Below are 21,627 nucleotides of genomic sequence, written 5' to 3'. Positions count from 1 at the left end.
TTGTTGGATTGGGGTCGGGATCAGGCGTGTTTGTTCTCGAAACCATGCAGCACGTTGACGGCATTGATGCCGATTTCATCGACCATGTAGCCGCCTTCCATCACAAACAGGGTGGGCACGCCGACGCTGGCGATGATCTCGCCGATGCCCAGGAAGTCGCGGCTTTCGAGGAGGAAATGGCTGATGGGATCGTCCTTGAACGTGTCGACGCCGAGTGAGATCACCAACACTTCAGGTGAGAACTTTCGCAGTTGAATGCAGGCGTCGAGCAGCGCATCTCTATAGGTGCTCCAACCGGTGTTTTTTGCCAGCGGATAGTTGAGGTTGAACCCCTCGCCCGCCCCTGCGCCGCGCTCGGTACTGAAGCCCGAATAGTAGGGATACGACACCGACGGTTCGCCGTGCAGCGAGACGAACATCACGTCGCTACGGTCGTAGAAAATGTTCTGCGTGCCGTTGCCGTGGTGGAAATCCACGTCCAGCACCGCAACACGCTTGGCGCCTTGAGTGATCGCCTGCTGCGCTGCGATGGCCGCGTTATTCAGGTAGCAATAACCGCCCATGTATTCCCGCGCCGCATGGTGGCCCGGTGGACGGCACAGGGCGAAGGCACTGTTGTGGCCTTCATCGATCAACGCCAGACCGGTGAGCGCGATATCGGCGCTGGTCTTCACCGCTTCCCAGGTGGTGCTGGTGATGGGCGAACCGGCATCCATCGCGAAGAAGCCGAGCTTGCCGTCGATGAATTCCGGTACCTGTTCGTTGGCCAGATCACGCACCGGCCACACCAGCGGCAACGCATCATGGGCACGGCCGATGGCGGTCCATTCAGCCCAGGCGGTTTCCAGGAAAGCCACGTAGCGTTCGCTGTGGGCATTGACGTAACAGGCCCGGTCGAAGGTGCGCGGGACGATGATATCCCCCAGGCCCACGTGCTTGACCCGGTCACGCACCGTGTCGGCGCGGCTGGGTTGTTCGAAGGACGGCTTGAGCACGCCATCCTTGAGTTCGGTGCCATGGTGCAATCGATGAGAATCACTAAAAACAGTCAACATGAAAGGCATCCACCCGTGAAAGACAGGTGATTATTTTGTTCTGGCTGTGGTGGGCTTTCTTTGCTTTTATGTGCGCCGATGCTAGCGTAATCGGGCATTTTTACCCCGATGAGCCGCCATGAAGAAAAATAAAACCAAACAGGTCGCACTTGACGACACCGATCTCGCCATCCTCGCATTGCTGCAGGAAGACGCGAGTATCTCCAACGCCGAACTCAGCGAGCGCCTGTCCCTTAGCCTCACGCCGTGCTGGCGACGGCGTAAGCGGCTGGAAGAAGAAGGCGTGATCAAGGATTACCAGGCCAACCTCGATCGCAAGATGCTGGGCCTGGAAATCATGGCGTTTGTGCACGTGCGGTTTGCGGTGCATTCCGACCATACGCCGGAAGATTTCGAGGCGGTGATCAAGGAACTGCCGCAGGTGCAGGCGTGCCACAAGATCACCGGGGATGCGGATTATCTTTTGCAGGTGTTGGCGGAGGATCTGGATGCGTACAGCGATTTTGTGGAGAGCGTGTTGCGGCGGCAGTTGGGGATTGCGTCGATTCAGTCGAGTTTGGCGTTAAGGGAGGTGAAGGCGACGAGTCGGGTGGCGATTCCGGGGCGGGTGGGAAAGTGATCCAGTGGGAAATCAGTTTTTGTTTTCTATCCCACGATTCGGCTAGCTAGACGGTGGCGAGGGGGCTTGTCCCCCGTTGGGCTGCGTAGCAGTCCTGTTTTTGGGGGCGCTTCGCACCCCAGCGGGAGCAAGCTCCCTCGCCACGGGTTGGTGGTTTTCTGATAGATCAGTGGCGTTTGGCGGATTGCCGGGGGGCAAGCCCCCTCGCCACAGGTTGTGTGTTGTCCGAAGATATCTGACAGCTAACGCAGGGAATGCTGCAGGAACTCACTGATCAAGCTGAGTACCTGCTGCTGAATCTGCGGCTTGGGACGAGCACCCTTGGCATCCAGGCAGATAAAGCCTTCACCGGGGTCGCTCTGTTCAATCCGCTCCACCGCGCCCGGCTTGCAGAGGGGCAGGAAGCTGAAGTGCGTGGCATCGCTGATTTCCACGTAGCGCGAAGTCATCTGTGGCAGGCGTTTGGCCAAGTCGGCCGACTCCAGCGCTGCGGGCAATTCCGGGGACGGCGTACCCGCCGCAATCACCAGTGTTGGGCGGTTCAGCGCCGCGAGGCTTTCATCGCTGAAGCCACGGGCGAAGCCAAGATCCAGGGAAACGATGGCGGCCACACGCTTATCGCTCAAGTCCTCGGCCAGGCGCTGTTTGGCCTGCTCCGTGCGACCCACCTCGATCAGGTCGTACGCCTTGCAAGGGGCGATCTCGGAATGCACCTTGCAGTCCTCGGTAAAGCGCTGCGGGTCAAACCGTGCGCCGCCAACTTCCATCGCGGTCCAGCCGCCGAGTGAGTGCCCCACTACGGCGATCCTGTGGTCGGCCACCGCGCCAAAGCGTTTTGGCTGTGCGATCACGGCATCAATCACCCGACGGATATCGAGGGGCCGTTTCCACAGTTCGGAAGCGGCGGGCTGGGTGCGGTCCTTGCTGGTGGTGCCGGGGTGGTTGGGCGAGGCGACGATGTAACCCTGCCCGGCCAACGCACTGGCGAGCCAGGACTGGTTGATCCAGTTGCCGAAAATACCGTGGGAGATCACCACCAACGGGTGTTCGCCAGCAGCCGGCGCGGCGTCCTTCAAGGCGGGTGCGCCGACAAACACCGGATTGTCAGCAATCAGTTGCGGCGTGCCGGCAGCATGGGTCGGGTACCACACCGCCACCTGCAACGGCCTGCCGTGTTCCGCGTCGGGAATCACTATTTCCTGGAAGCCTATCCGCACGTCACGGGCCTGAGCCAGCCCGGACGCAACCATCAACAACACAGCAACACACAGCGTTTTCATCCTTGAGTTCCCTAAGTGGCTAAGCGCCATATTCTGGCATGGCCGTGATGGGAAAGCAGGCGTGAAATCAAGTCACCTATAAACCATCAGGCTATGGCAACTATCCGAATGGTATGACTACCATGTCATCACACTCCTTTCAGATAGCCCCCAATGATCAAAGCCAGCCTGCGCACTCACCTGACCCTCTGGTTTGCCGGGTTGTCGCTGCTCACCTTGGTGAGCGTAGGGTTCTACGTTGGGCACATCGCCACTGAGCAACTGAAACTCGCCAGTGGTAATGCATTGTTAAGCACCGCCCGCTCTACCGCCGCGCTATTGGCGGTGCAACTGCGTGAACGCCAGCTTGAGGTGTCACTGCTCAGCCGCGCGCCGCTGTTCAGTCGGGGCAACCTGGACGATCCGGATATCCTGACCTCCATGGAGCAACGCACCCAGTCCCGCGCCGAGTACGCATGGATGGGTGTGGCCGATACCGACGGGCGTGTGCGCCAGGCGGTGAACGGGCTACTGGTCAATCAATCCGTAACCGCACGCCCCTGGTTCCAGGCCGGTTTGCAGGGTAACTACACCGGCGATCCCCACGAGGCGGTCCTGCTTGCCAAGCTGCTGCCGGGGTCCAACGGTGAGCCTTGGCGCTTCATCGATTTTGCCGCACCGATTCGCAACGCCAGGGGCCAGGTGATCGGCGTACTGGGGGCCCACGCCCATTGGTCGTGGGTGACGCAAATTGTCGAAGCGGCCAAAGGCAGTGCGCCGGATATCGAGGCGCTGATCATCGACAACGACGGCAAGGTGCTCTACCCGGAACAACTGGCCGGCCAGCACCTGCCCCAGGACCGTCTGACCAATGCCACCGGCTGGTCGGTCGATAATGGCTACGTGACCAGCGCCGTGGCGGTGCCCAGCCCGTCGAATTCCAGCCTGACGTGGTACATCGTGATGCGCCAGCCGCTGGAGATCGCCCTGCATCCAGCGCGTGTGCTGCTCTACAAACTGCTGCTGTTGGGCGTGATCGCCGCCGTGGCTTTCGGCTTCGTGGCGTATTACCTGGCGTCGTACCTGAGCCGGCCCATCGAGGAGCTGGCGCGCTCGGCCAAGCAGGTCCAGGACCAACAGCCCGGCGCCTACTTCCCCCAGGACCATTTCGTGCGGGAGATCGCCCAGCTCGGACGCTCCATCAAGGGCATGACCCAATCGCTGCTTGGCAAGGAGCGCGAACTGCAGGACACCAACGCGTCCCTGGAAGCCACCGTCGCCCAACGCACTGCCGCCCTCACCCAGGCCAATGCCGAGCTGTTGAACCTGGCCAGCCATGACGCCCTGACCGGCGTCTACAACCGTCGGCGTTTCGATGAAAAACTGGCGGATTACAGCCTGCTGTTTAAGCGCAGCGGGCGCGCGTTTGCGTTGCTGCTGATTGACGTCGATCATTTCAAGCGAGTCAACGATACCCACGGGCATGCCGTTGGGGATGATGTGCTGCGCCAGATCTCGCAGCTGATTCAACAAGCCACCCGCGCCACCGACTTCGTCGCCCGTTACGGCGGTGAAGAGTTTGCGGTGCTGTTGCCGGAAATCGAAGTGCCGGACAGCCCGGACGTAGTGGCCGAGAAGATTCGCGAGGCCATCGCCGGGGCGTATTTCGAAACGGCTGGGCAGGTCACGGTGAGCATTGGCGTGGGACTCGCTGAAGCGTCGGACAGCGACACGACAGTGCTGATCAAGCGTGCGGATCAGCAGCTGTATCGGGCCAAGTCGTCGGGGCGTAATCGCGTGGCATGACGGCTTAGTGCGTCATGAGCCTTTCCACAAAGCCACAACGCGTTTGATTAACTATCGACAGCCGCGCGCCCATGACCGTAACCTGCCCCACAATCGATGAGCACAACGTATCCAGGGAGGACAGTATGGGCATTTGGGATCGTCTGTTTGGCGGGCGCTTTACCATGCCACCGCCCGAGGAAACCAACGCCAGCCATGCCGCAATCATGCGGGAGATGCGCCCTCCCGAATTTCCGCAGCAGAAGCAGGCGCTCAAAACACTGACCCAAACGCTGCTGGCCCGCGCGCCGGAAGAGGAAAGCGCCAGGCTGGTCAGACGGGTGCTGCGCCAGTACTCCGTCCGGCAGAACGCAGCCACTGCACTGTCGTTGGGTTTGCTTGAAGACACCCGCGGACAGAAACTCGACTACCTGACGCTGCTGGCCGTCGACTGGCGTGGGTATGACAGCTTTGAATACCTCGCGCCCTACCTGGCAAGCGCCAGCGGCGTGCAAGAACCTTACGTCTACGTGCATGACGGCAGGTCATCAATGGCTGAGGTGCTGGGTCGTTTCGACCAATGGCTGGCTCAGTTCGGCAAGCGTTACGTCCACCTGGACTCGGGAGATGACGATTTCCAGGGCTTTATCATCGATGCTGAACAGGTCGAGGCAACCATCGAGCTGGCGCGTGTCGCCGGTATCAACGCCAGTCTTGAGAATTTCTGATTTCAGGTAACTATCCATGTCCATCACCGATAACCTGCTGGCCTTTACCTTCGCCGCCACACTGCTGACGCTGACCCCAGGGCTGGACACGGCCCTGGTGCTGCGCACCGCAACGGTCGAAGGCAAGCAACAAGCGTTGCGCGCCACCCTGGGTATCAACGCGGGCTGCTTGCTGTGGGGCGCGGCGGTGGCCTTTGGGCTGGGTGCACTGATTGCCGTCTCCGAGGTGGCCTTCAACGTCTTGAAGTACTGCGGCGCGGCTTACCTGGCGTGGCTGGGCCTGAACATGCTGTTGCGCCCGCGCAGCTCGCTGGCACCCGTCGAGGCCGATGGAAAACCCGGTGCCAACTGGTTCTTGAAAGGCATGATGGGCAACGTACTCAACCCCAAGATCGGGATTTTCTACGTGTCTTTCCTGCCGCAGTTCATTCCCCAGGGGCATTCCATGGTGGTGTGGACATTCGGGCTGGTGAGCATCCATGTGGTGATCAGCCTTATCTGGTCACTGATACTGATTGGCGCCACGCAGCCACTGGCCGGTGTGCTGCGGCGTGAAAAGGTGATCAAGTGGATGGACCGCACCACCGGCATGATCTTTGTGCTGTTCGCGGCCCGGCTGGCGTTCAGCAAGCGCTGAGGTCAGTGCCGGCCCCGGTGCCGCACCAGGCCTTCCAGGGTAAACCGCGCCTGCATCAGCACCACCTCCCGCACCAACTCCATTTCCTTCTGGTTCACTTCGGTCCAGTTCAAGGCGGAGAGCAGCTTGGGTTTCTGCACCCGAAACGCCAGCCCCTGGGTGAACAGCGCCATGGAGTGGATCACCGTACGCTCGTCGTCAACGGCAAGGCCGGCCAGGCGCGCGATCAGCAGGCGGATCACGTTGGCGATGCGCGCCTTGAAGCGCTCCTCGAAAGCCATGGTCGCACTTTCGGGGCACAGTCCAGCCTGATGACGATCAAGAAACGCCCGCCATGCAGTGGTCTGGGGACTGTCCTGGATCGTTGAGACCACTGCGCCCAGGATGCCCAATGAGGCTTCGATCAACCCTTGATCATTAGCGCCGTCTTCCGCCAATGCGCTTTCCGCCGCTTCAACAGTGGGCGCCATTTTCCGCCATAACAGCGTGATCAAATGCTCAACGCATTCCAGGTACACGCCTTCCTTGCCATCGAAATAGTACTGGATCGCTGGCGCATTGACCCCGGCGGCATTCGCGATGTCCCGGGTGGATGCGCCGTCGTAGCCGCGCTCGCCAAACACCACCACGGCAGCCTCGACAATACGTGCACGGGTTTCTTCACCCCGCTGATAACCCCCTTCGGCGGCCGGTTTGTGTCGTGCCATGGGTCACTCCATTTTTTTAACGTAACCAAAATATACCAGTTGACAAATTTTCGCGAAAAAACGAATTTATTCCAACTGATATAAAACCGGAGTGACTTGATGTCCGCTGCACTTCCCTCTTCTCAGGTCATTCCTGATACCACTGTCAACGGCCAACGCGGCAAAGCCCGACGGATTCTGCTGACACTTGCCGGCGTGGCGCTGTTGGCCGGGCTGGCGTGGGGCGCCTGGTGGTGGCTCACCGGGCGCTTTATCGAGACCACCGACGACGCCTACCTGCAAGCCGACAGCATCAGCGTCGCCCCCAAAATCAACGGCTACGTCGCCGAGGTGTTGGTGGCGGATAACCAGAACGTGAAGCGCGGCGACGTGCTGGTGCGTCTGGACGCCCGTAAATACCAGGCGGTGAGTGACGAAGCCTCAGCGACGATTGCCGCCCGCGAGGCCGACTTTGCCAAGGCCCAGGCCGACCTGGTGCAACAGGACTCGACCATTGCCGAGGCGCGCGCCCAACTCCAAGGCGCCCAAGCCGACGCCCAGCACGCCCAAACCGAAGTCGCGCGTTATGCACCCTTGGCGCGTTCCGGTGCCGAGCCGGAAGAGCGCCTGGCGCAGCTCAACAACCAACTCGCCCAAGCCCGCAGCACCGTGGCCGCCAAGCAGGCCGCGTTGCGCTCCAGCCAAACCCGCTACGGCACCCTCGAAGCCCAGCTCAAGCAAGCCCAGGCGCAACTCGGCGTGGCCAAGGCCAGTGAAGCGCAAAGCCAGCTGGATGTGGACGACGCGGTGATCCGCAGCCCCCTCGACGGTCGCGTGGCTGACCGTGGTGTGCGTGTCGGCCAATACGTGCAGCCGGGCACGCGCCTGTTGACGGTGGTGCCGGTCAGCGCGATCTACCTGACCGCCAACTACAAGGAAACCCAGATCGGCGAGATGCGCGCCGGGCAGACCGTCACCGTGCATGTAGACGCACTGCCCGGCCATGCCATCCAGGGCCATATCGACAGCCTCTCCCCCGGCACCGGCGCGCAGTTCGCCTTGCTGCCGCCGTCGAACGCCACCGGCAACTTCACCAAGATCGTGCAGCGGGTGCCCGTGCGGATTTCCCTGGATGTACCGGATGACGACGTTCGCCAGGCGCTGGTGCCCGGCTTGTCCGCCACCGTAGAGGTCGACACTCGCACCCACACGGCAGACGCCAACCATGGCTGAAGCCATCTTGACCGAGGTGCCCGCGGACAAACCGCGCAACGCCTCGCTGACGGACTGGATCGCGGTCGCCGCCGGCTCGCTGGGGGCGTTGCTGGCGACCCTGGACATCTCGATCACCAACTCGGCACTCCCGCAAATCCAGGGCCAGATCGGCGCAACCGGCACGGAAGGCACGTGGATCGCTACCGGTTACCTGATGTCGGAAATCGTCATGATCCCCCTCGCCGCCTGGCTGACCCGGGTATTCGGCCTGCGTCGGTTCCTGATCGGCACCGCGTTGATGTTCACGTTTTTCTCGATGTTCTGCGGGCTGTCGTCGAGCCTTGGCGCGATGATTGCCGGGCGCATCGGCCAGGGCTTTGCCGGCGGCGCAATGATCCCGACTGCGCAGACCATCGTGCGCACCCGCCTGCCCGCTCACCAGCTGGCAATCGGCACCACAATGTTTGGGATGACGGTGATCCTCGGCCCGCTGTTGGGTCCGGTGATTGGCGGATGGCTCACGGAAAACATCAACTGGCGCTGGTGCTTCTTCATCAACCTGCCCGTCAGCATCACCTTGATCACTCTGCTGATCACCGGCCTGCCCAGTGAACGCATGAACCTTCAACAGTTCATCAAGGCCGACTGGCTGGGCATCATTGGCCTGGCCATGGGCCTGAGTTCGCTCACCGTGGTGCTGGAAGAAGGCCAGCGTGAACACTGGTTCGACTCGCAGTTGATCATCGGGTTGAGCATCACGATGGTGATCGGTTTCTTCCTGATCGCCGTCGGGCAAGTCCGCTCGAGCACGCCGATCCTGCGCCTGCAACTGGTGCTCAACCGCAGCTTTGGCAGCGTGCTGCTGATTGCCACGGCGGTCGGCGCCGGGTTGTATGGCACGGCGTATCTGGTGCCGCAATTCCTTGGGATTTTGTCCGGCTACAACGCACAACAGTCAGGTTCAATCATGCTGCTGTCGGGGATTCCGGCGTTTTTGCTGATGCCGATCCTGCCGAGAATGCTTGGCCGCCTGGACCTTAGGATGATGGTCGGCGTGGGTCTGTTGATGTACTGGGCCAGCTGTTTTCTCGACACCCAGCTCACCGCCCAGAGCGTCGGCCATGATTTTTACTGGTCGCAGATACTGCGGGGCTTTGGTCAGATCCTGGTGATGATGCCCCTCAGCCAACTGTCCATGCGCTCGGTGGAAACCCGCGATGCGGGCGACGCTGCCGGGCTCTACAACATGTCGCGCAACCTCGGCGGCACCTTGGGGCTGGCGCTGCTCGGCGTATTGATGGACCGACGCAGCCACTTTCATGACGACATGCTGCGCGAAGGCATTCAGGCCAACACCCAGTTGACCCAGCACCAGATGGCGAGCAACACCGCCAGCTACCTGGCGCAAACCGGCGACCCGTCCACCGCCTCGCTGCAAGCCCTCAGCCATCTGGCCAACGACATCGCCCAACAGGCGGCGGTGATGGCCTATAACGACGCGTTCTACGTGCTGGGACTCGCCATGCTGGCGTGCCTTCCCCTGATCTTCATCCTGAAAAAGCGCGCGGCGCAGGCAGGCCAACGAACATGATTTATCGCTCACTTCCCCTGCTCTTCACCGTCGGCCTGCTGGCGGCCTGTACCGTGGGGCCGGACTACCACGGCGCGCCGGATGCCGCGCCAAAAACCCTGGCGGCCGGGCGCTTGCCTCACGCAGGCAGCGAGTCGAGTACGCCGGGTGTCGCCCAATGGTGGCAGACCCTCGGCGATCCGCAACTCAATCAACTGGTGGCCCAGGCGTTGCAAAACAGCCCGGACATGGCGACTGCCCAGGCCCGGCTCAAGCAATCGCGGGCCAGCCTGAGTGGCGCCAATGCCAACGCCCTGCCCAAGGTCACCGGCGATGCGGCGATGCTCAAGCTGCGTTCCCCCGACACCTCGGCGCTGGGTGGCAGCAGTGGCGGCGGTCGCGGGCCATTGAGCCTTTACCTCGCCGGCTTTGATGCCAGCTGGGAAGCCGACCTGTTTGGCGGCACCCGGCGTGCCATCGAGGCGGCACAGGCGGAAAACGACGCTTCGCAGGCGCAACTGGCCGATGCCCAGGTGCAGTTGGCGGCCGAGGTGGTGCAGACCTATGCCGACCTGCGCGACCAACAGGCACGCCTCGCCTTGGTGGACGCCAGTGTCGACATCGAGCAGCAGGCGCTGGACTTGACCCAGCAACGGCGCAGCCGTGGTGTGGCCTCACAGTTGCAGCTGGAACAGGTACTGACCCAGGCAGAAAACACCCGGGCCCAGCGACTGCCGCTGCAAGCATCGATTGTCGAGGCCGTGGATCAACTGAACCTACTCTGCGGCCTGGAACCGGGCGAGCTGGACGCACAGCTCAGCACGCCCCGCGCCCTGCCCGCCATCCCGAGCCAGGTGCCGTTTGCCGACCCGGCGGCGATCCTGAAAGCACGGCCTGACATCCGCGTCGCCGAGCGCCAGCTGGCCTCCAGCAACGCGCAAATCGGCGAGAAAACCGCCGACTGGTTTCCCAAGCTCAGCCTGATGGGTGACTTGTCGTTCTCGGCGGCCGATCCCGGGCACCTGGCGCGCAAGGACAGCGGCACCTGGCTGCTGTTGCCGCGTTTGACCTGGAACGCACTGGATTTCGGCCGGGTGGCGGCCAGTGTCAAAGGCGCCGAAGCCGGGCGTGATGAGGCCCTCGCTCATTACAAAAGCGTGGTGTTGAGTGCGTTGCGTGATGCGGATGTGGCGTTGGCCCGGTATGGCAACCAGCGGCAGAACGTGGTGCTGCTGCGTAATGTGGAGTCTTCGGCGGTACGGGCAGCGGACCTGACGCGCCAGCGTTATAAAGCAGGCACGGCGAGCACGCTGGACTGGCTGGATGCGGAACGTACGCGGTACCAGGCGCAGGAAAGCCGGATTTCCGGGGATGCGGCGTTGCTCAAGGACTTTGCGTCGTTGCACAAGGCGCTAGGGTTGGGATGGACTCTGTAACGCGTCAGGACAACGCTAAACCCTGTGGGAGCTGGCTTGCCTGCGATGGCATCAACTGGGTGTACCAGATACACCGAGTTGCCTGCATCGCAGGCAAGCCAGCTCCCACAAGGGTTCTTCACTAGCAGGTCAGCGCGCCGTATTGGCCCGCGCCGCGTGCAGCTTCTTGTAGCTGTCGATCAACCGCAGGTGCCGATCCAGCCCTTCCAGCTTCATGCTCGTCGGCGTCAAACCATAGAACCGCACGCTACCATTCACCGACCCTATCGCCGCATCCATCCGCTCGTTGCCAAACATGCGGCGGAAGTTCACTTCGTAGTCCGCCAGTTCCAGGTCTTCGTCCAGCTCCATCTCCAGCACCGCATTCACGGCCTGGTAGAACAAGCCACGCTCGACCGTGTTGTCGTTGTACTGCTGGAACATTTCCACCAGCTCTTTCGCTTCCTCGAACTGCTGCAAGGCCAGGTAAATCAGCAGCTTCAATTCCAGAATGGTCAGCTGCCCCCACGCCGTGTTGTCATCAAATTCGATGCCGATCAAGGTGGTGATGTCGGTGTAGTCGTCCAGCTCGCTTTCCACCAGACGCTCAACCAGCCCCTTCAATTCAGCCTCATCGAGACGATGCAGGTTCAAGATGTCTTCGCGGAAAAACAGCGCCTTGTTGGTGTTGTCCCAGATCAGATCGTCGATCGGATAGATCTCCGAATAATCCGGCACCAGGATGCGGCAGGCGGTCGCGCCGATGTGCTCGTACACCGCCATGTACACTTCCTTGCCCATGCCTTCGAGGATGCCGAACAAGGTTGCAGCCTCTTCGGCATTGGAGTTTTCACCCTGGCCGGAGAAGTCCCATTCGACGAACGCGTAGTCGGACTTGGAGCTGAAGAAGCGCCACGACACCACGCCGCTGGAGTCGATGAAGTGCTCGACAAAGTTGTTCGGCTCAGTCACTGCGTGACCTTCAAACGTCGGCTGCGGCAAGTCGTTCAGGCCTTCGAAGCTGCGGCCTTGCAGCAGTTCCGTCAGGCTGCGTTCCAGCGCCACTTCCAGGCTAGGGTGGGCGCCGAACGAGGCGAATACACCGCCGGTGCGCGGGTTCATCAACGTCACGCACATCACCGGGAATTCGCCGCCCAGGGACGCATCCTTCACCAGTACCGGAAAGCCTTGGGCTTCCAGGCCCTGAATACCGGCCAGGATGCCCGGGAATTTCGCCAGCACTTCCTGCGGCACATCCGGCAGCGCGAATTCGCCTTCGATGATTTCGCGTTTTACCGCACGCTCGAAGATTTCCGACAGGCACTGCACCTGCGCTTCAGCCAGGGTGTTACCGGCACTCATGCCGTTGCTGAGGTACAGGTTCTCGATCAGGTTGGACGGGAAATACACCACCTCGCCGTCGGACTGGCGCACGAACGGCAGCGAAACAATGCCGCGCTCCTCGTTGCCGGAGTTGGTGTCGTACAGGTGCGAGCCACGCAGCTCGCCATCGCGGTTGTAGATATGCAGGCAATGGGCGTCGAGAATCTCCGGCGGCAGTTCGTCCTTGCGGCCGGGCTTGAACCAGCGCTCATCCGGGTAATGCACGAAGGGCGCATTGGCGATGTCTTCACCCCAGAACTGGTCGTTGTAGAAGAAGTTGCAGTTCAGCCGCTCGATAAACTCGCCCAATGCCGACGCCAGCGCGCCTTCCTTGGTCGCGCCCTTGCCGTTGGTAAAGCACATTGGCGAGTGCGCATCGCGGATATGCAGCGACCACACGTTGGGCACGATATTGCGCCACGAAGCGATTTCAATCTTCATGCCCAGGCCCGCCAGAATGGCCGACATGTTGGCGATGGTTGTTTCCAGCGGCAGGTCCTTGCCCGCGATGTAGGTGCCCGCATCCGACGCCGCGCTCGGCATCAGCAATGCCTGGGCATCGGCATCCAGGTTTTCCACTTCCTCGATCACAAACTCCGGCCCGGCCTGCACCACTTTTTTCACGGTGCAGCGGTCGATGGAACGCAGGATGCCCTGGCGGTCTTTGTCGGAGATATCCGCCGGCAACTCGACCTGGATCTTGAAGATCTGGTTGTAGCGGTTTTCCGGGTCGACAATGTTGTTCTGGGACAGGCGAATGTTGTCAGTGGGGATGTTGCGGGTTTCGCAGTACAACTTCACAAAGTAAGCCGCACACAACGCCGACGAAGCCAGGAAGTAATCGAACGGACCCGGGGCCGAGCCATCGCCCTTGTAGCGAATAGGCTGGTCGGCCACCACGGTGAAGTCGTCGAACTTGGCTTCAAGTCGAAGGTTGTCGAGAAAATTGACCTTGATTTCCATGCGGGATTACCAGAATAGCGAGCAAAATATGGCCGCCATTATCCGGGTTTCGAGGCGTAAGTCTTGTGCTTTCGGGCTTGTCGGATCGCTGGTGGTTGATGTTAACCGCGCTGAGTAGATTGGCGGCCCAGGGCTGCCCATCTCAAGGAGATTCAGACCTGTGTAAGTTCCTGAGTCAGTGGGTCATCCTCAAGGACAACGCATTACTTTTTAACCGGCGCATCCCAGCACTCCGGGTTACGTGCGCACACGTTGTAGTGTCGGTCCATCAAGGCCATACGATTGATATGCGCATCGGCAGCGGCGCGTAGCGATTGCTCACTGGTCTTTATGTACTGCGACAGTCTATCGGCCATGCGGGCGTTCCACTGACGCCGCGTCGGCTCATCCAGCGTCGTGGGCGCCGTGGCCATGACTTGCAGCGTGCTGTCGTCGACTCGGCTCAATTCGTCACGATACGTCTGCTCGTACTGCACACGGGCAGCGTCATGCTGGTGATTGAGGTCGTACTGCATCGCTTCAAGGTTTTGTTTGTAGAGTGCCCAGTAACCGTCAGGCAGCACGCCGCCGTCTGCTTTGCGTAGTTTGGCGATGCGCGCATCGTTATCAGAGGCCGCGAGAACCGGCTTTTGCGATGAGATCACCACCGGGTCCTTGACGATGATCTGGTCGATCAGCGCAGTACGGGCGCTGGTCTGCGCCAGCGGCTGGCCCAGGGGTTCAAGATCAAAGGGCGCCGCCGGTGCGACAGCAACCTGAGGGTTTGCACAGCCTGAAAGCAACAGCGCTAAGACGAGATGGGTAAAAACGAGGACGTTACGAAATGGCATAAGCTCTCCATGAGCAGGTCAGGTTCAGGGTTGAAACGTGTTTACTCAATCACCGCCACCGCCTCGGCAAACTGCGCATCGCTGACATCAGGGTTACCGCCAGCACCGCGAAAATCCCGCAACGCCTGCTCAAAATACGCACCCCGGATCTGGCCTTCGGACCCTACAAACGCCAATGCGTCATTCTTGGCTGAAAGAAAGCTGCCGGGACGGGTGGTCAGTTCCGAAGTCAGCAAGGTGAAGGTGGAGAACTTCAGGCATGACCACCCAAGCGGATCGTCGCCAAAGGAGACACCGTCTTTAGCCTCGGCAACGCTGCAACCGAGCAACAGGCCTAATCCCGCCAACCCGATCACTCCTTGAAAAATCCTCACGCGCGCTTCCTTCCTTGAAATGGCTAGTTACATCGGGGCGCAAGGCTACCCGTCCCGCACGGTACACACAACTTGAAGGCGCTACCCCGCACTCAACCCCCACAACACATCCAGCACATGTTGCGTTGGCCGCTCGATGTCCCCGGCGCGGTGGGCAATCCCCAGTTGGCGCCACAGCAAGGGCTGGATTGGACGCATCACGATCCGGCTGTCAGGCAAAGGCGTGCTCGCTTCATGGGGCAACAACGTAGCGCCATAACCGGCAGCCACCAGGCTTTTGATTGCGTCGTTATAGTTGAGTTGAATACGCGGCGTGGGCTGATGCCCGTCACTGGCGAACCACTCCGAAGTCAGGCGTGAAAGCCGGGTGGTGGTGTCATTCAGAATCAAGGGCTGGGCGGCCAGCCAAGCAGGTGTCACCACTTCCGGGCATTCTCGGCGCGCCGGCAAAAACGCCATGACCGGATCCCGCCGCCAGGGCTGGATGCGCAACCCCTTCACTGGCGCCTGCGGCAGCGCCACCAGGCCAATTTCGAGTGCGCCTTCGGCAAGTTTCTTCAACGTGTCCTGCGAGGTGAGCACTGCAACCTGCACATCGATGGCAGGATGGTGTTGGCTCAACGTCTCGAGGGCTTGCGGCAGCAACTGTGCGATGGCCCCGGTGGAGGCGCCAAGACGCACACGTCCAGCCAGGCCCTGCACCTGCCGCTCCACGTCTTCAAGCGCCTGCTCCGCATCCGCCAACAACCGGCGTGCACGCTCCACCAAGGTTTCGCCAATCGCCGAAGGCTGAACCCGCCCACGGGTACGCGACAACAGCTTGCCGCCCACTCGCGACTCAAGATCAGCAATGTGCAGGCTGACCGTCGGTGGCGCGAGGTTCAGCATGCGGGCCGCCTCGGCGAACGAACCAAGGTCGGCAATCGCCACGAGTGTGCGCAGGCGGTCCAGGCTGATTTCGCGCATGGGTCAATCCTTATTCAGAAAACCTGATCTTCATCGTTTGGAAATTCAACTTTTCCTATCCTAGCGGCTCGCCGAAGATTGGAACACCTGATTTCCTCTGCGAGTGCATCCCATGGCAAATCCTCTTGTATTTATCGACGGCGACCAAGGCACCACCGGATTGCAGATCCATCAGCGCCTGCGCGACCGCACCGACCTGCAACTGATCACCCTGAGCCCGGAACACCGCAAGGACCCGCAGCAGCGCGCCGAGATGATCAATGCTTGCGACATCGCAATTCTCTGCTTGCCCGACGACGCCGCACGCGACGCCGTCGCCAGCATCCAGAATCCGGCCGTGCGGGTGATCGACGCGAGTTCGGCCCACCGTACTCACCCTGACTGGACCTACGGTTTTGCCGAGATGAACCCGCAACAGGCCCAGCGCATTGCCACGGCGCAGCGGGTCAGCAATCCCGGTTGCTACCCCACCGGAGCGATCGGACTGTTGCGCCCCTTGCTTGAAGCCGGGCTGCTGCCCAAGGACTACCCGACGACCATTCATGCCGTGTCGGGTTATTCCGGCAAGGGCCGCACCGGGGTGCAGGAACATGAGGGCGCGGATGCCTCACAAGCGCCCGCCTTCCTGGTGTATGGGCTTGGGCTGGCACACAAGCATGTGCCGGAGATTCAGTTGCAAAGCGGGCTGACGGAAAGGCCGACCTTTGTGCCGGCCTACGGGGCTTTTCGCCAGGGGATCGTATTGACCATCCCCCTGCACCTTCGGTTATTGGCGCCGGGTGTGGATGGCTCGCGGTTGCATGACTGTTTGACTCAGCACTACCGCGATACGAATCACGTCCAGGTGCTGTCGATGCAGGCCGCCAAGGAGCTGACCTACCTTGACCCTCAAGCGCTGAACGGCACGGACGATGTGCGCCTGATCGTGTGTGAAAACCACGAGACGGGCCAGGTCCTGCTGGCGGCGGTGTTCGACAACCTCGGCAAGGGCGCTGCGGGTGCCGCCGTGCAAAACCTGGATTTGATGATCAGGGCAAAACAATAGCCGGCGCCGATTGTTCCAGGGTCCAGCTGGCGTAATCCGTCACGACTGTGCAACAAGCTCGACGTAGCTGGACTCCCCGCCGCCCTCCGCGCCTGACAGCCAACCCCACACGAAGGCCAGAGTGGTATGCCCGGCGTCATCAACGCCTACGGTACCCCGAGACCAGCCGGCAAGAATCTCGCCCTCGCTGGTCAGGCACTGATACAGCAACTCGATGGTATCGGGGCCTGTGGCGCGCCCGACCTGATTGCCCATGCGAATCCGGCCGCCCTGGTAAGTGCCCCAGATGGCATTTCCATCGACGTGATATTCAAACACGGTGCCCGTACCGGACAGCCCGTGAGTATTGCCCGCTACGACAAAGCGGCGATTGTTCAGGCGTTCGCTGATTCGGGAAAAGGCGATTGGCATGTGAAGGCGCTTCCTTGGTCGACAGGGTCCGTTCTCTGGGTGGTCAACCTACCGCATATGGCTTTAACCGGTCATGCAAAACCTGCACAATTGCGGGCTTTTCCGCGACAGGACGTCCCTCATGCAACGCATCGTGATTCTCGGCAATGCCGGCAGCGGAAAATCCGCCCGCGCCCGGACATTCCCGCAGGCTGTATCGAGAAACTCGACCGGGAGTTCCTGACGTTCCTGAAGTACGTGTGGACGTTTGATCGCAGCTACCGGCCCAGTATCGAGGCGGTGCGCCTGGCAGCAGGTCCGTTGGTGCCCGTGGTGCACTTGCGCGGTGGCCAACAGATCGCCGAGTTTCTCGACGGTTTGCCCGCAGTATCTGAAGGCTGCCTTGAATAGATGGAGCAGGATATGAAAGAGCAAGGAGAAAAGCGCGTCGTGGTCATTGGCGCAGGCATCGTCGGCGCTTCCCTGGCGTATCACCTTGCCGTCAAAGGTGTGAGCGTGACCTTGGTCGAGGCTGCAGAAGTCGCCTCCGGCGTGACGGCCACTTCATTTGCCTGGATCACCACTTCACACCGAGGGCCGGACCCGATCGCCGCCTTGCGTGGTGAGGCCGTCAACGACTATCACCGTCTTGAAAATCAACTGCCGGGCCTGAACATTCGTTGGACAGGCGCCCTGTCTTACGGCGCGAACTCAAGGGCGTTGCAGCAACCTTCGGCGCACCGGTTGTCGCGCTCGCAGATTCTCGACCTTGAGCCCAACCTGAGAAACCCTCCCGAACATGCCCTGTATGTCGCCGAAGAAGGCGCCCTGGATGCGGTGCACGTCACCCATACGTTGGTCGCTGGCGCCCAGGCACTGGGCGCGAAGGTACACACGCAAACTCGGGTTCTCGGCTTCAAAACCGCGAATGGCCGGGTGACGGGCGTCGAAACCGACAAGGGCATCATCGATGCCGACGTTGTGGTAATGGCCGCCGGGACGGGCATCTCGACGCTGGCAGACATGCTTGGGACGCCCCTTCCCATACACGCATCGCCCTCCATTTTCATCCGCTACACCGCGCAATCCAACCTGGTGCAGACACTTATCTCCAGCCCGGAAATGGAAGTCAGGCAAGCGGCCGACGGTACGTTGCTGGCGGCAGAGGATTACCTGGGCGATGCTGTGGAAAACCAGCCGATGGCGATCGCGCTACGCACGGCCAACGCCATTCGGCACGAGTTCCATGGAGTTGGTTCGATTAAGCCGCAGTTGGCGTGTATCGGACTCAGGCCCATCCCCGCAGACAGCATCCCCATCATTGGTTATCTACCCAACGTCAAGAACGTGTATGTATGTGTGATGCACCCTGGGGTTGCGTTGGCCGCGATAGTGGGCCGTCTTGCCAGTGAAGAAATCACTGATGGCAAGACCTGCGCCGCTTTCGGGCCATGTCGTCCTGACAGGTTTTTTCAACTGTAGGGTCTTGTTGGCACCCGTTCCCGCGCGCTACCTGAAGATGCCCTATCTAGATCTCAAGTACCGATAAAGCGTCTGCCGACTGATCTCAAAATCACGTGCCAATTTAGATTTACTTTCTCCAGCACCGGCCCGGTCAATTAGATTTACAACCTGATTGTCAGACAGTTTCTTCTTGCGGCCCTTGTACATCCCCCGGACCTTTGCAGTTGCAATGCCTGCCGCTTGTTTTTCCCTCATCGCCGCGCGCTCGAATTCTGCAATCAGCTCCATCACCGCAATGATGGACTCCACAACTTCAAGGCAGTCATGCCGGAAAATCAGGTTTTCGTTCAAGCACTCCAGCGTGACCTGCTTTTCAATCAGCCGGCGAATGAGGGTGCACAGCTGCTCCGTACTGGAGGTGAGCGAGGCCATGCTGTCCACTACCACGGTATCTCCACACTGGAGGTAGCGAAGTAGCCTTTCCTGGCCCGCGGGATTCGCGGCATTGTCTGCCGGCTCATCGCAAAACACGGCATCAAATACATCATCGCTCGTTATTGTCTCTACAGCGCCCTCGGACGCTTGTAGAGAACGCCGGAGATATTTGATGCGATGCAATCTCATGGTGCCTCCTTGGCAATACTTGTACAGAGTCTTTTTATACTTGTACAAACTGTAACTAAATTATCAAATCCTTACACCGATACTTGTAACACTGAACCCACCCAAAATACACAGTTGCAAAGAGTTGAACTTGCCTTATCCTTTTGAAGCTTGGAATTCTAACAAGCTTTTCGCAAAAAAGTCGATTCCATATTTATTGGATGATGCATGTCACTCAAGCAGCGAATATGAATAATACTGTTTTATAGTTCAAACAATTGACTTGACCGGCTTGACGCGGCTGGTAATTTCCCCATGCAATCAGAGGATGAATGGATGAAGGTCTTGGAAAACGCCATCGAAATTGATCACCCAACTACCGATCAGGAAAAGATTGATAAGGTAACTCGGAGTATTACGGATCATGGAAACTACCTGCGAAAGCGTTATCCGATCCTGCAGCACCAGGATGCGCTGGGCGCGGGTGTCATGGCGTTCTCCCTGATAGGGATGGTCATTACGGGAGGGCTCTATATAAAGGGTTTTATCCCCGGATGGACGTGTATTTTGATCAATGCGCTGCTGACTTCGTTTATTCATGAAATCGAACACGACCTGGTTCATCGCCTCTATTTCAGAAAGCAGCCGCTGGCCCATAATGCCATGATGCTCTTCTGCTGGCTGGCACGGCCGGGAATGCCCAGCCCGTGGCTAAGGCGCAATCTGCACTTTCATCACCATAAGGCGTCCGGAACTGATTCGGATGTCGAGGCCTGGATCACCACGAGCGGCAGCCCTTGGGGAATACTGCGATTATTGAAACTGGTGGACGGATTTGTATTTGGTTTTCTAAATGCGGTTTTCGCCCCGGGATGGCGGCAAAAGGTAAAATTGTTAGGCAAGATTATTCGGCTCAATACACCATTCGGGCTTCTGTATTGGGGGTGCTGGTATGTGTTCCTCGGCTACCACCTGTATGTCTGGTCAGGGTCAATGATTGGGATGGAGGTTCATAGCTCTGCCACGACGCTGGAATTAATGGATATCGTTAATAGCGCAGTAGTTATTCTTATAGCGCCCAATATGATACGGCAGTTCTGCCTATTTTTTATAAGTTCAAACATGCACTATTACGGCGATGTTGCCCCGCGTAACGCATTACAACAAACCCAGGTGATGAACCCTTGGTGGCTGTGGCCGTTCCAGTTGTTCTGTTTCAACTTTGGCAGCACCCACAGCATCCATCACTTCGTGGTGAGAGACCCGTTTTATCTGCGCCAGATGACGGCACCTTATGCTCATAAAGTCATGGCCCAGGCCGGTGTCAGGTTCAATGACTTCGGCACCTACAAGCGAGCGAACCGCTTCTCCGTGGAGCACTCCCAAACTCGGTCTCGTGGGTGAATTCCCCGACAACCATTATCGGTGTTCGGCAAGTATCAAGGGCCACACTTTAAATACGAGGACGTTGAGGTATGAAAGCGCAAGGGATGTGTGCGAAGCAGTTTGAAGCGGTCAAGCAGGCCTTCGAGGACATGTTTGATGATCCGCAGGAACGTGGGGCCGGCCTATGCGTGCAGGTAGGCGCAGAGACCGTTGTCGACCTCTGGGCGGGCATGGCGGATCTGGCAGGCACGAAGCCCTGGACCCGCGATACGCTGGCCAATACCTTTTGCGTTATAAAACCCTACGTCGCGGTGGCCGTCCTGATGTTGGTCGAGGACGGCAAGTTGGAGCTGGATGCGCCCGTGGCCCTTTACTGGCCTGAATTCGCCCAGGGCGGGAAAGCACGGGTCACCTTGCGCCAGGTGATGAACCACACCGCAGGCCTGCCGGCGCTGCGAGCACCCGACCATAACCCCATGATGTATGACTGGGAACATATGCTGCGGGTGCTGGAGGCCGAGCCGCTTTGGTGGGAAGCGGGAACAGACCTGGGGTACGGCACCACCACGTTTGGCTGGATTCTCGGTGAATTGATTCGTCGGGTGGACGGACGCGATCCCTGTGTGTTTATCCACGAAGAGATTCTGGATCCCCATGAGTTGGACGTGCACCTTGGCGTGGACGAAGAACACTTTCATCGTATCGCGCGTTTCGACAGTGCCACCGGACGGGTCGGTGATCCTTACTCGCAGGCATTGCAAACCGTGGTGAAAAACGAGCCGTCGCATATCGCGACACTCGCCTTCACCAACCCCGGAATGGTGCCCAGACGAACCAGTGACTCGCGCTGGTGGGCCTACCGGCAACCCGCCGTATGTGGACACGGTTCAGCTCACGGCTTGGCCGGTTTCTACAGTGCATTGATGGCGGGAAACTTTATCGGTCCCGAACTGCTTCGTGAGTTCACTCGAGAGCACAGTCATGGTATGGATCGGGTATGGATGCGCCCCATGCGTTATGGATTAGGCTGCATGCTGGAGCAGCAACGAGACCCGACGGCTTCCCATGCGATGGGCCCAAACACCTTTGGCCATATCGGGCTTGGCGGCCCGATTAGTTTCGCCGATCCCGAAAGGCAAGTGAGCTTTGGCTTTGTCACCACCACTTCGGGCAGCCATTCGATGATTGATCCCCGTCCCGGCCGGCTTTCATCGCTTGTCTATGCGGCGCTTTGATAGGAAAGGGGCGGATCTA

General features: G+C 59.9%; 20 protein-coding genes and 1 pseudogene. 12 read left to right on the top strand and 9 right to left on the bottom strand.

Features of this window, described 5'->3' with window-relative positions; genetic code table 11:
* Positions 1 to 20: 20 nt before the first annotated feature.
* Positions 21 to 1,055: a histone deacetylase family protein gene (locus D109_RS0102640; RefSeq protein ID WP_026077741.1), complete on the bottom strand. Its 1,035-nt coding sequence runs from the start codon at positions 1,053 to 1,055 to the stop codon at positions 21 to 23.
* Positions 1,056 to 1,173: 118 nt separating this feature from the next.
* On the opposite strand from D109_RS0102640, the gene D109_RS0102635 reads away from it, so the two are divergent.
* A complete protein-coding gene (locus tag D109_RS0102635; protein WP_017475545.1) occupies positions 1,174 to 1,674 on the top strand; it encodes an Lrp/AsnC family transcriptional regulator in 501 nt (166 codons plus the stop codon).
* A 242-nt stretch (positions 1,675 to 1,916) separates the two neighbouring features.
* On the opposite strand, the gene D109_RS0102630 is transcribed toward D109_RS0102635, so the two are convergent.
* Positions 1,917 to 2,954: an alpha/beta fold hydrolase gene (locus tag D109_RS0102630; RefSeq protein ID WP_017475544.1), complete on the bottom strand. Its 1,038-nt coding sequence runs from the start codon at positions 2,952 to 2,954 to the stop codon at positions 1,917 to 1,919.
* A gap of 153 nt (positions 2,955 to 3,107) precedes the next feature.
* Between D109_RS0102630 and D109_RS0102625 the strand changes: the two genes are divergently transcribed.
* The 3 genes from D109_RS0102625 to D109_RS0102615 all read left to right on the top strand — a co-directional run bounded on the left by D109_RS0102625 (position 3,108) and on the right by D109_RS0102615 (position 6,083).
* On the top strand, positions 3,108 to 4,739 hold the full coding sequence (locus D109_RS0102625) for a sensor domain-containing diguanylate cyclase (protein WP_017475543.1): 1,632 nt from the start codon (positions 3,108 to 3,110) through the stop codon (positions 4,737 to 4,739).
* Between the two features lie 125 nt (positions 4,740 to 4,864).
* Complete coding sequence (locus D109_RS0102620; RefSeq protein ID WP_017475542.1) at positions 4,865 to 5,446, top strand: hypothetical protein; 582 nt, start codon at positions 4,865 to 4,867, stop codon at positions 5,444 to 5,446.
* 16 nt (positions 5,447 to 5,462) lie between these two features.
* A complete protein-coding gene (locus tag D109_RS0102615; RefSeq protein WP_017475541.1) occupies positions 5,463 to 6,083 on the top strand; it encodes a LysE family translocator in 621 nt (206 codons plus the stop codon).
* A 2-nt stretch (positions 6,084 to 6,085) separates the two neighbouring features.
* On the opposite strand, the gene D109_RS0102610 is transcribed toward D109_RS0102615, so the two are convergent.
* Positions 6,086 to 6,790, bottom strand: a complete 705-nt coding sequence (locus D109_RS0102610) for a CerR family C-terminal domain-containing protein (protein WP_017475540.1) — start codon at positions 6,788 to 6,790, stop codon at positions 6,086 to 6,088.
* Between the two features lie 99 nt (positions 6,791 to 6,889).
* Between D109_RS0102610 and D109_RS0102605 the strand changes: the two genes are divergently transcribed.
* Genes D109_RS0102605 through D109_RS0102595 form a run of 3 tightly spaced genes read left to right on the top strand, consistent with a single transcriptional unit; the run spans position 6,890 to position 10,990 of the window.
* Positions 6,890 to 8,002: an HlyD family secretion protein gene (locus tag D109_RS0102605; RefSeq protein WP_017475539.1), complete on the top strand. Its 1,113-nt coding sequence runs from the start codon at positions 6,890 to 6,892 to the stop codon at positions 8,000 to 8,002.
* Complete coding sequence (locus D109_RS0102600; protein ID WP_017475538.1) at positions 7,995 to 9,575, top strand: DHA2 family efflux MFS transporter permease subunit; 1,581 nt, start codon at positions 7,995 to 7,997, stop codon at positions 9,573 to 9,575. The genes D109_RS0102605 and D109_RS0102600 overlap by 8 nt, the downstream gene beginning before the upstream one ends.
* On the top strand, positions 9,572 to 10,990 hold the full coding sequence (locus D109_RS0102595; protein WP_017475537.1) for an efflux transporter outer membrane subunit: 1,419 nt from the start codon (positions 9,572 to 9,574) through the stop codon (positions 10,988 to 10,990). Before D109_RS0102600 ends, D109_RS0102595 begins: the two co-directional genes overlap by 4 nt.
* Before the next feature lie 129 nt (positions 10,991 to 11,119).
* On the opposite strand, the gene D109_RS0102590 is transcribed toward D109_RS0102595, so the two are convergent.
* The 4 genes from D109_RS0102590 to D109_RS0102575 form a co-directional block, all read right to left on the bottom strand.
* Positions 11,120 to 13,315 carry an OsmC domain/YcaO domain-containing protein gene (locus tag D109_RS0102590; protein WP_017475536.1) on the bottom strand — a complete coding sequence of 732 codons (2,196 nt, stop codon included), beginning with the start codon at positions 13,313 to 13,315 and terminating at the stop codon, positions 11,120 to 11,122.
* A 203-nt stretch (positions 13,316 to 13,518) separates the two neighbouring features.
* Entirely contained in the window at positions 13,519 to 14,145 is a 627-nt protein-coding gene (locus tag D109_RS0102585) for a hypothetical protein (RefSeq protein WP_017475535.1), read from the bottom strand.
* Positions 14,146 to 14,186: 41 nt separating this feature from the next.
* The gene (locus D109_RS0102580) at positions 14,187 to 14,519 is read right to left on the bottom strand and encodes a DUF2388 domain-containing protein (RefSeq protein WP_026077740.1); all 333 of its coding nucleotides are present in this window, start codon (positions 14,517 to 14,519) and stop codon (positions 14,187 to 14,189) included.
* 81 nt (positions 14,520 to 14,600) lie between these two features.
* Positions 14,601 to 15,485: a LysR family transcriptional regulator gene (locus D109_RS0102575; protein WP_017475533.1), complete on the bottom strand. Its 885-nt coding sequence runs from the start codon at positions 15,483 to 15,485 to the stop codon at positions 14,601 to 14,603.
* A gap of 112 nt (positions 15,486 to 15,597) precedes the next feature.
* Between D109_RS0102575 and argC the strand changes: the two genes are divergently transcribed.
* Positions 15,598 to 16,530, top strand: a complete 933-nt coding sequence (gene argC, locus D109_RS0102570; protein WP_017475532.1) for an N-acetyl-gamma-glutamyl-phosphate reductase — start codon at positions 15,598 to 15,600, stop codon at positions 16,528 to 16,530.
* A 39-nt stretch (positions 16,531 to 16,569) separates the two neighbouring features.
* Here argC and D109_RS0102565 read toward each other — a convergent pair whose 3' ends face one another.
* Complete coding sequence (locus tag D109_RS0102565; protein ID WP_017475531.1) at positions 16,570 to 16,941, bottom strand: hypothetical protein; 372 nt, start codon at positions 16,939 to 16,941, stop codon at positions 16,570 to 16,572.
* A 159-nt stretch (positions 16,942 to 17,100) separates the two neighbouring features.
* Here D109_RS0102565 and D109_RS01000000131675 point away from each other — a divergent pair.
* Both D109_RS01000000131675 and D109_RS0102555 read left to right on the top strand, forming a co-directional pair.
* A pseudogene (locus D109_RS01000000131675) lies at positions 17,101 to 17,331 on the top strand (AAA family ATPase); the annotation flags it as partial.
* Between the two features lie 12 nt (positions 17,332 to 17,343).
* Positions 17,344 to 18,402 carry an FAD-binding oxidoreductase gene (locus tag D109_RS0102555; RefSeq protein ID WP_026077739.1) on the top strand — a complete coding sequence of 353 codons (1,059 nt, stop codon included), beginning with the start codon at positions 17,344 to 17,346 and terminating at the stop codon, positions 18,400 to 18,402.
* Positions 18,403 to 18,444: 42 nt separating this feature from the next.
* On the opposite strand, the gene D109_RS0102550 is transcribed toward D109_RS0102555, so the two are convergent.
* Positions 18,445 to 19,008 (bottom strand): recombinase family protein, encoded by a 564-nt coding sequence (locus D109_RS0102550; RefSeq protein ID WP_017475528.1) that lies wholly within the window; start codon positions 19,006 to 19,008, stop codon positions 18,445 to 18,447.
* A gap of 315 nt (positions 19,009 to 19,323) precedes the next feature.
* On the opposite strand from D109_RS0102550, the gene D109_RS0102545 reads away from it, so the two are divergent.
* Entirely contained in the window at positions 19,324 to 20,391 is a 1,068-nt protein-coding gene (locus D109_RS0102545; protein WP_017475527.1) for a fatty acid desaturase, read from the top strand.
* Between the two features lie 71 nt (positions 20,392 to 20,462).
* Entirely contained in the window at positions 20,463 to 21,608 is a 1,146-nt protein-coding gene (locus tag D109_RS0102540) for an EstA family serine hydrolase (RefSeq protein ID WP_017475526.1), read from the top strand.
* Positions 21,609 to 21,627: the final 19 nt, after the last annotated feature.

The sequence above is a fragment of the Pseudomonas sp. PAMC 26793 genome (genome assembly GCF_000313235.1).
GTDB classification, from domain to species: Bacteria; Pseudomonadota; Gammaproteobacteria; order Pseudomonadales; family Pseudomonadaceae; genus Aquipseudomonas; species Aquipseudomonas yamanorum.
Note: the sequence above shows the minus strand (reverse complement) of the source record. Positions and strands in the feature narration are given on the sequence as shown.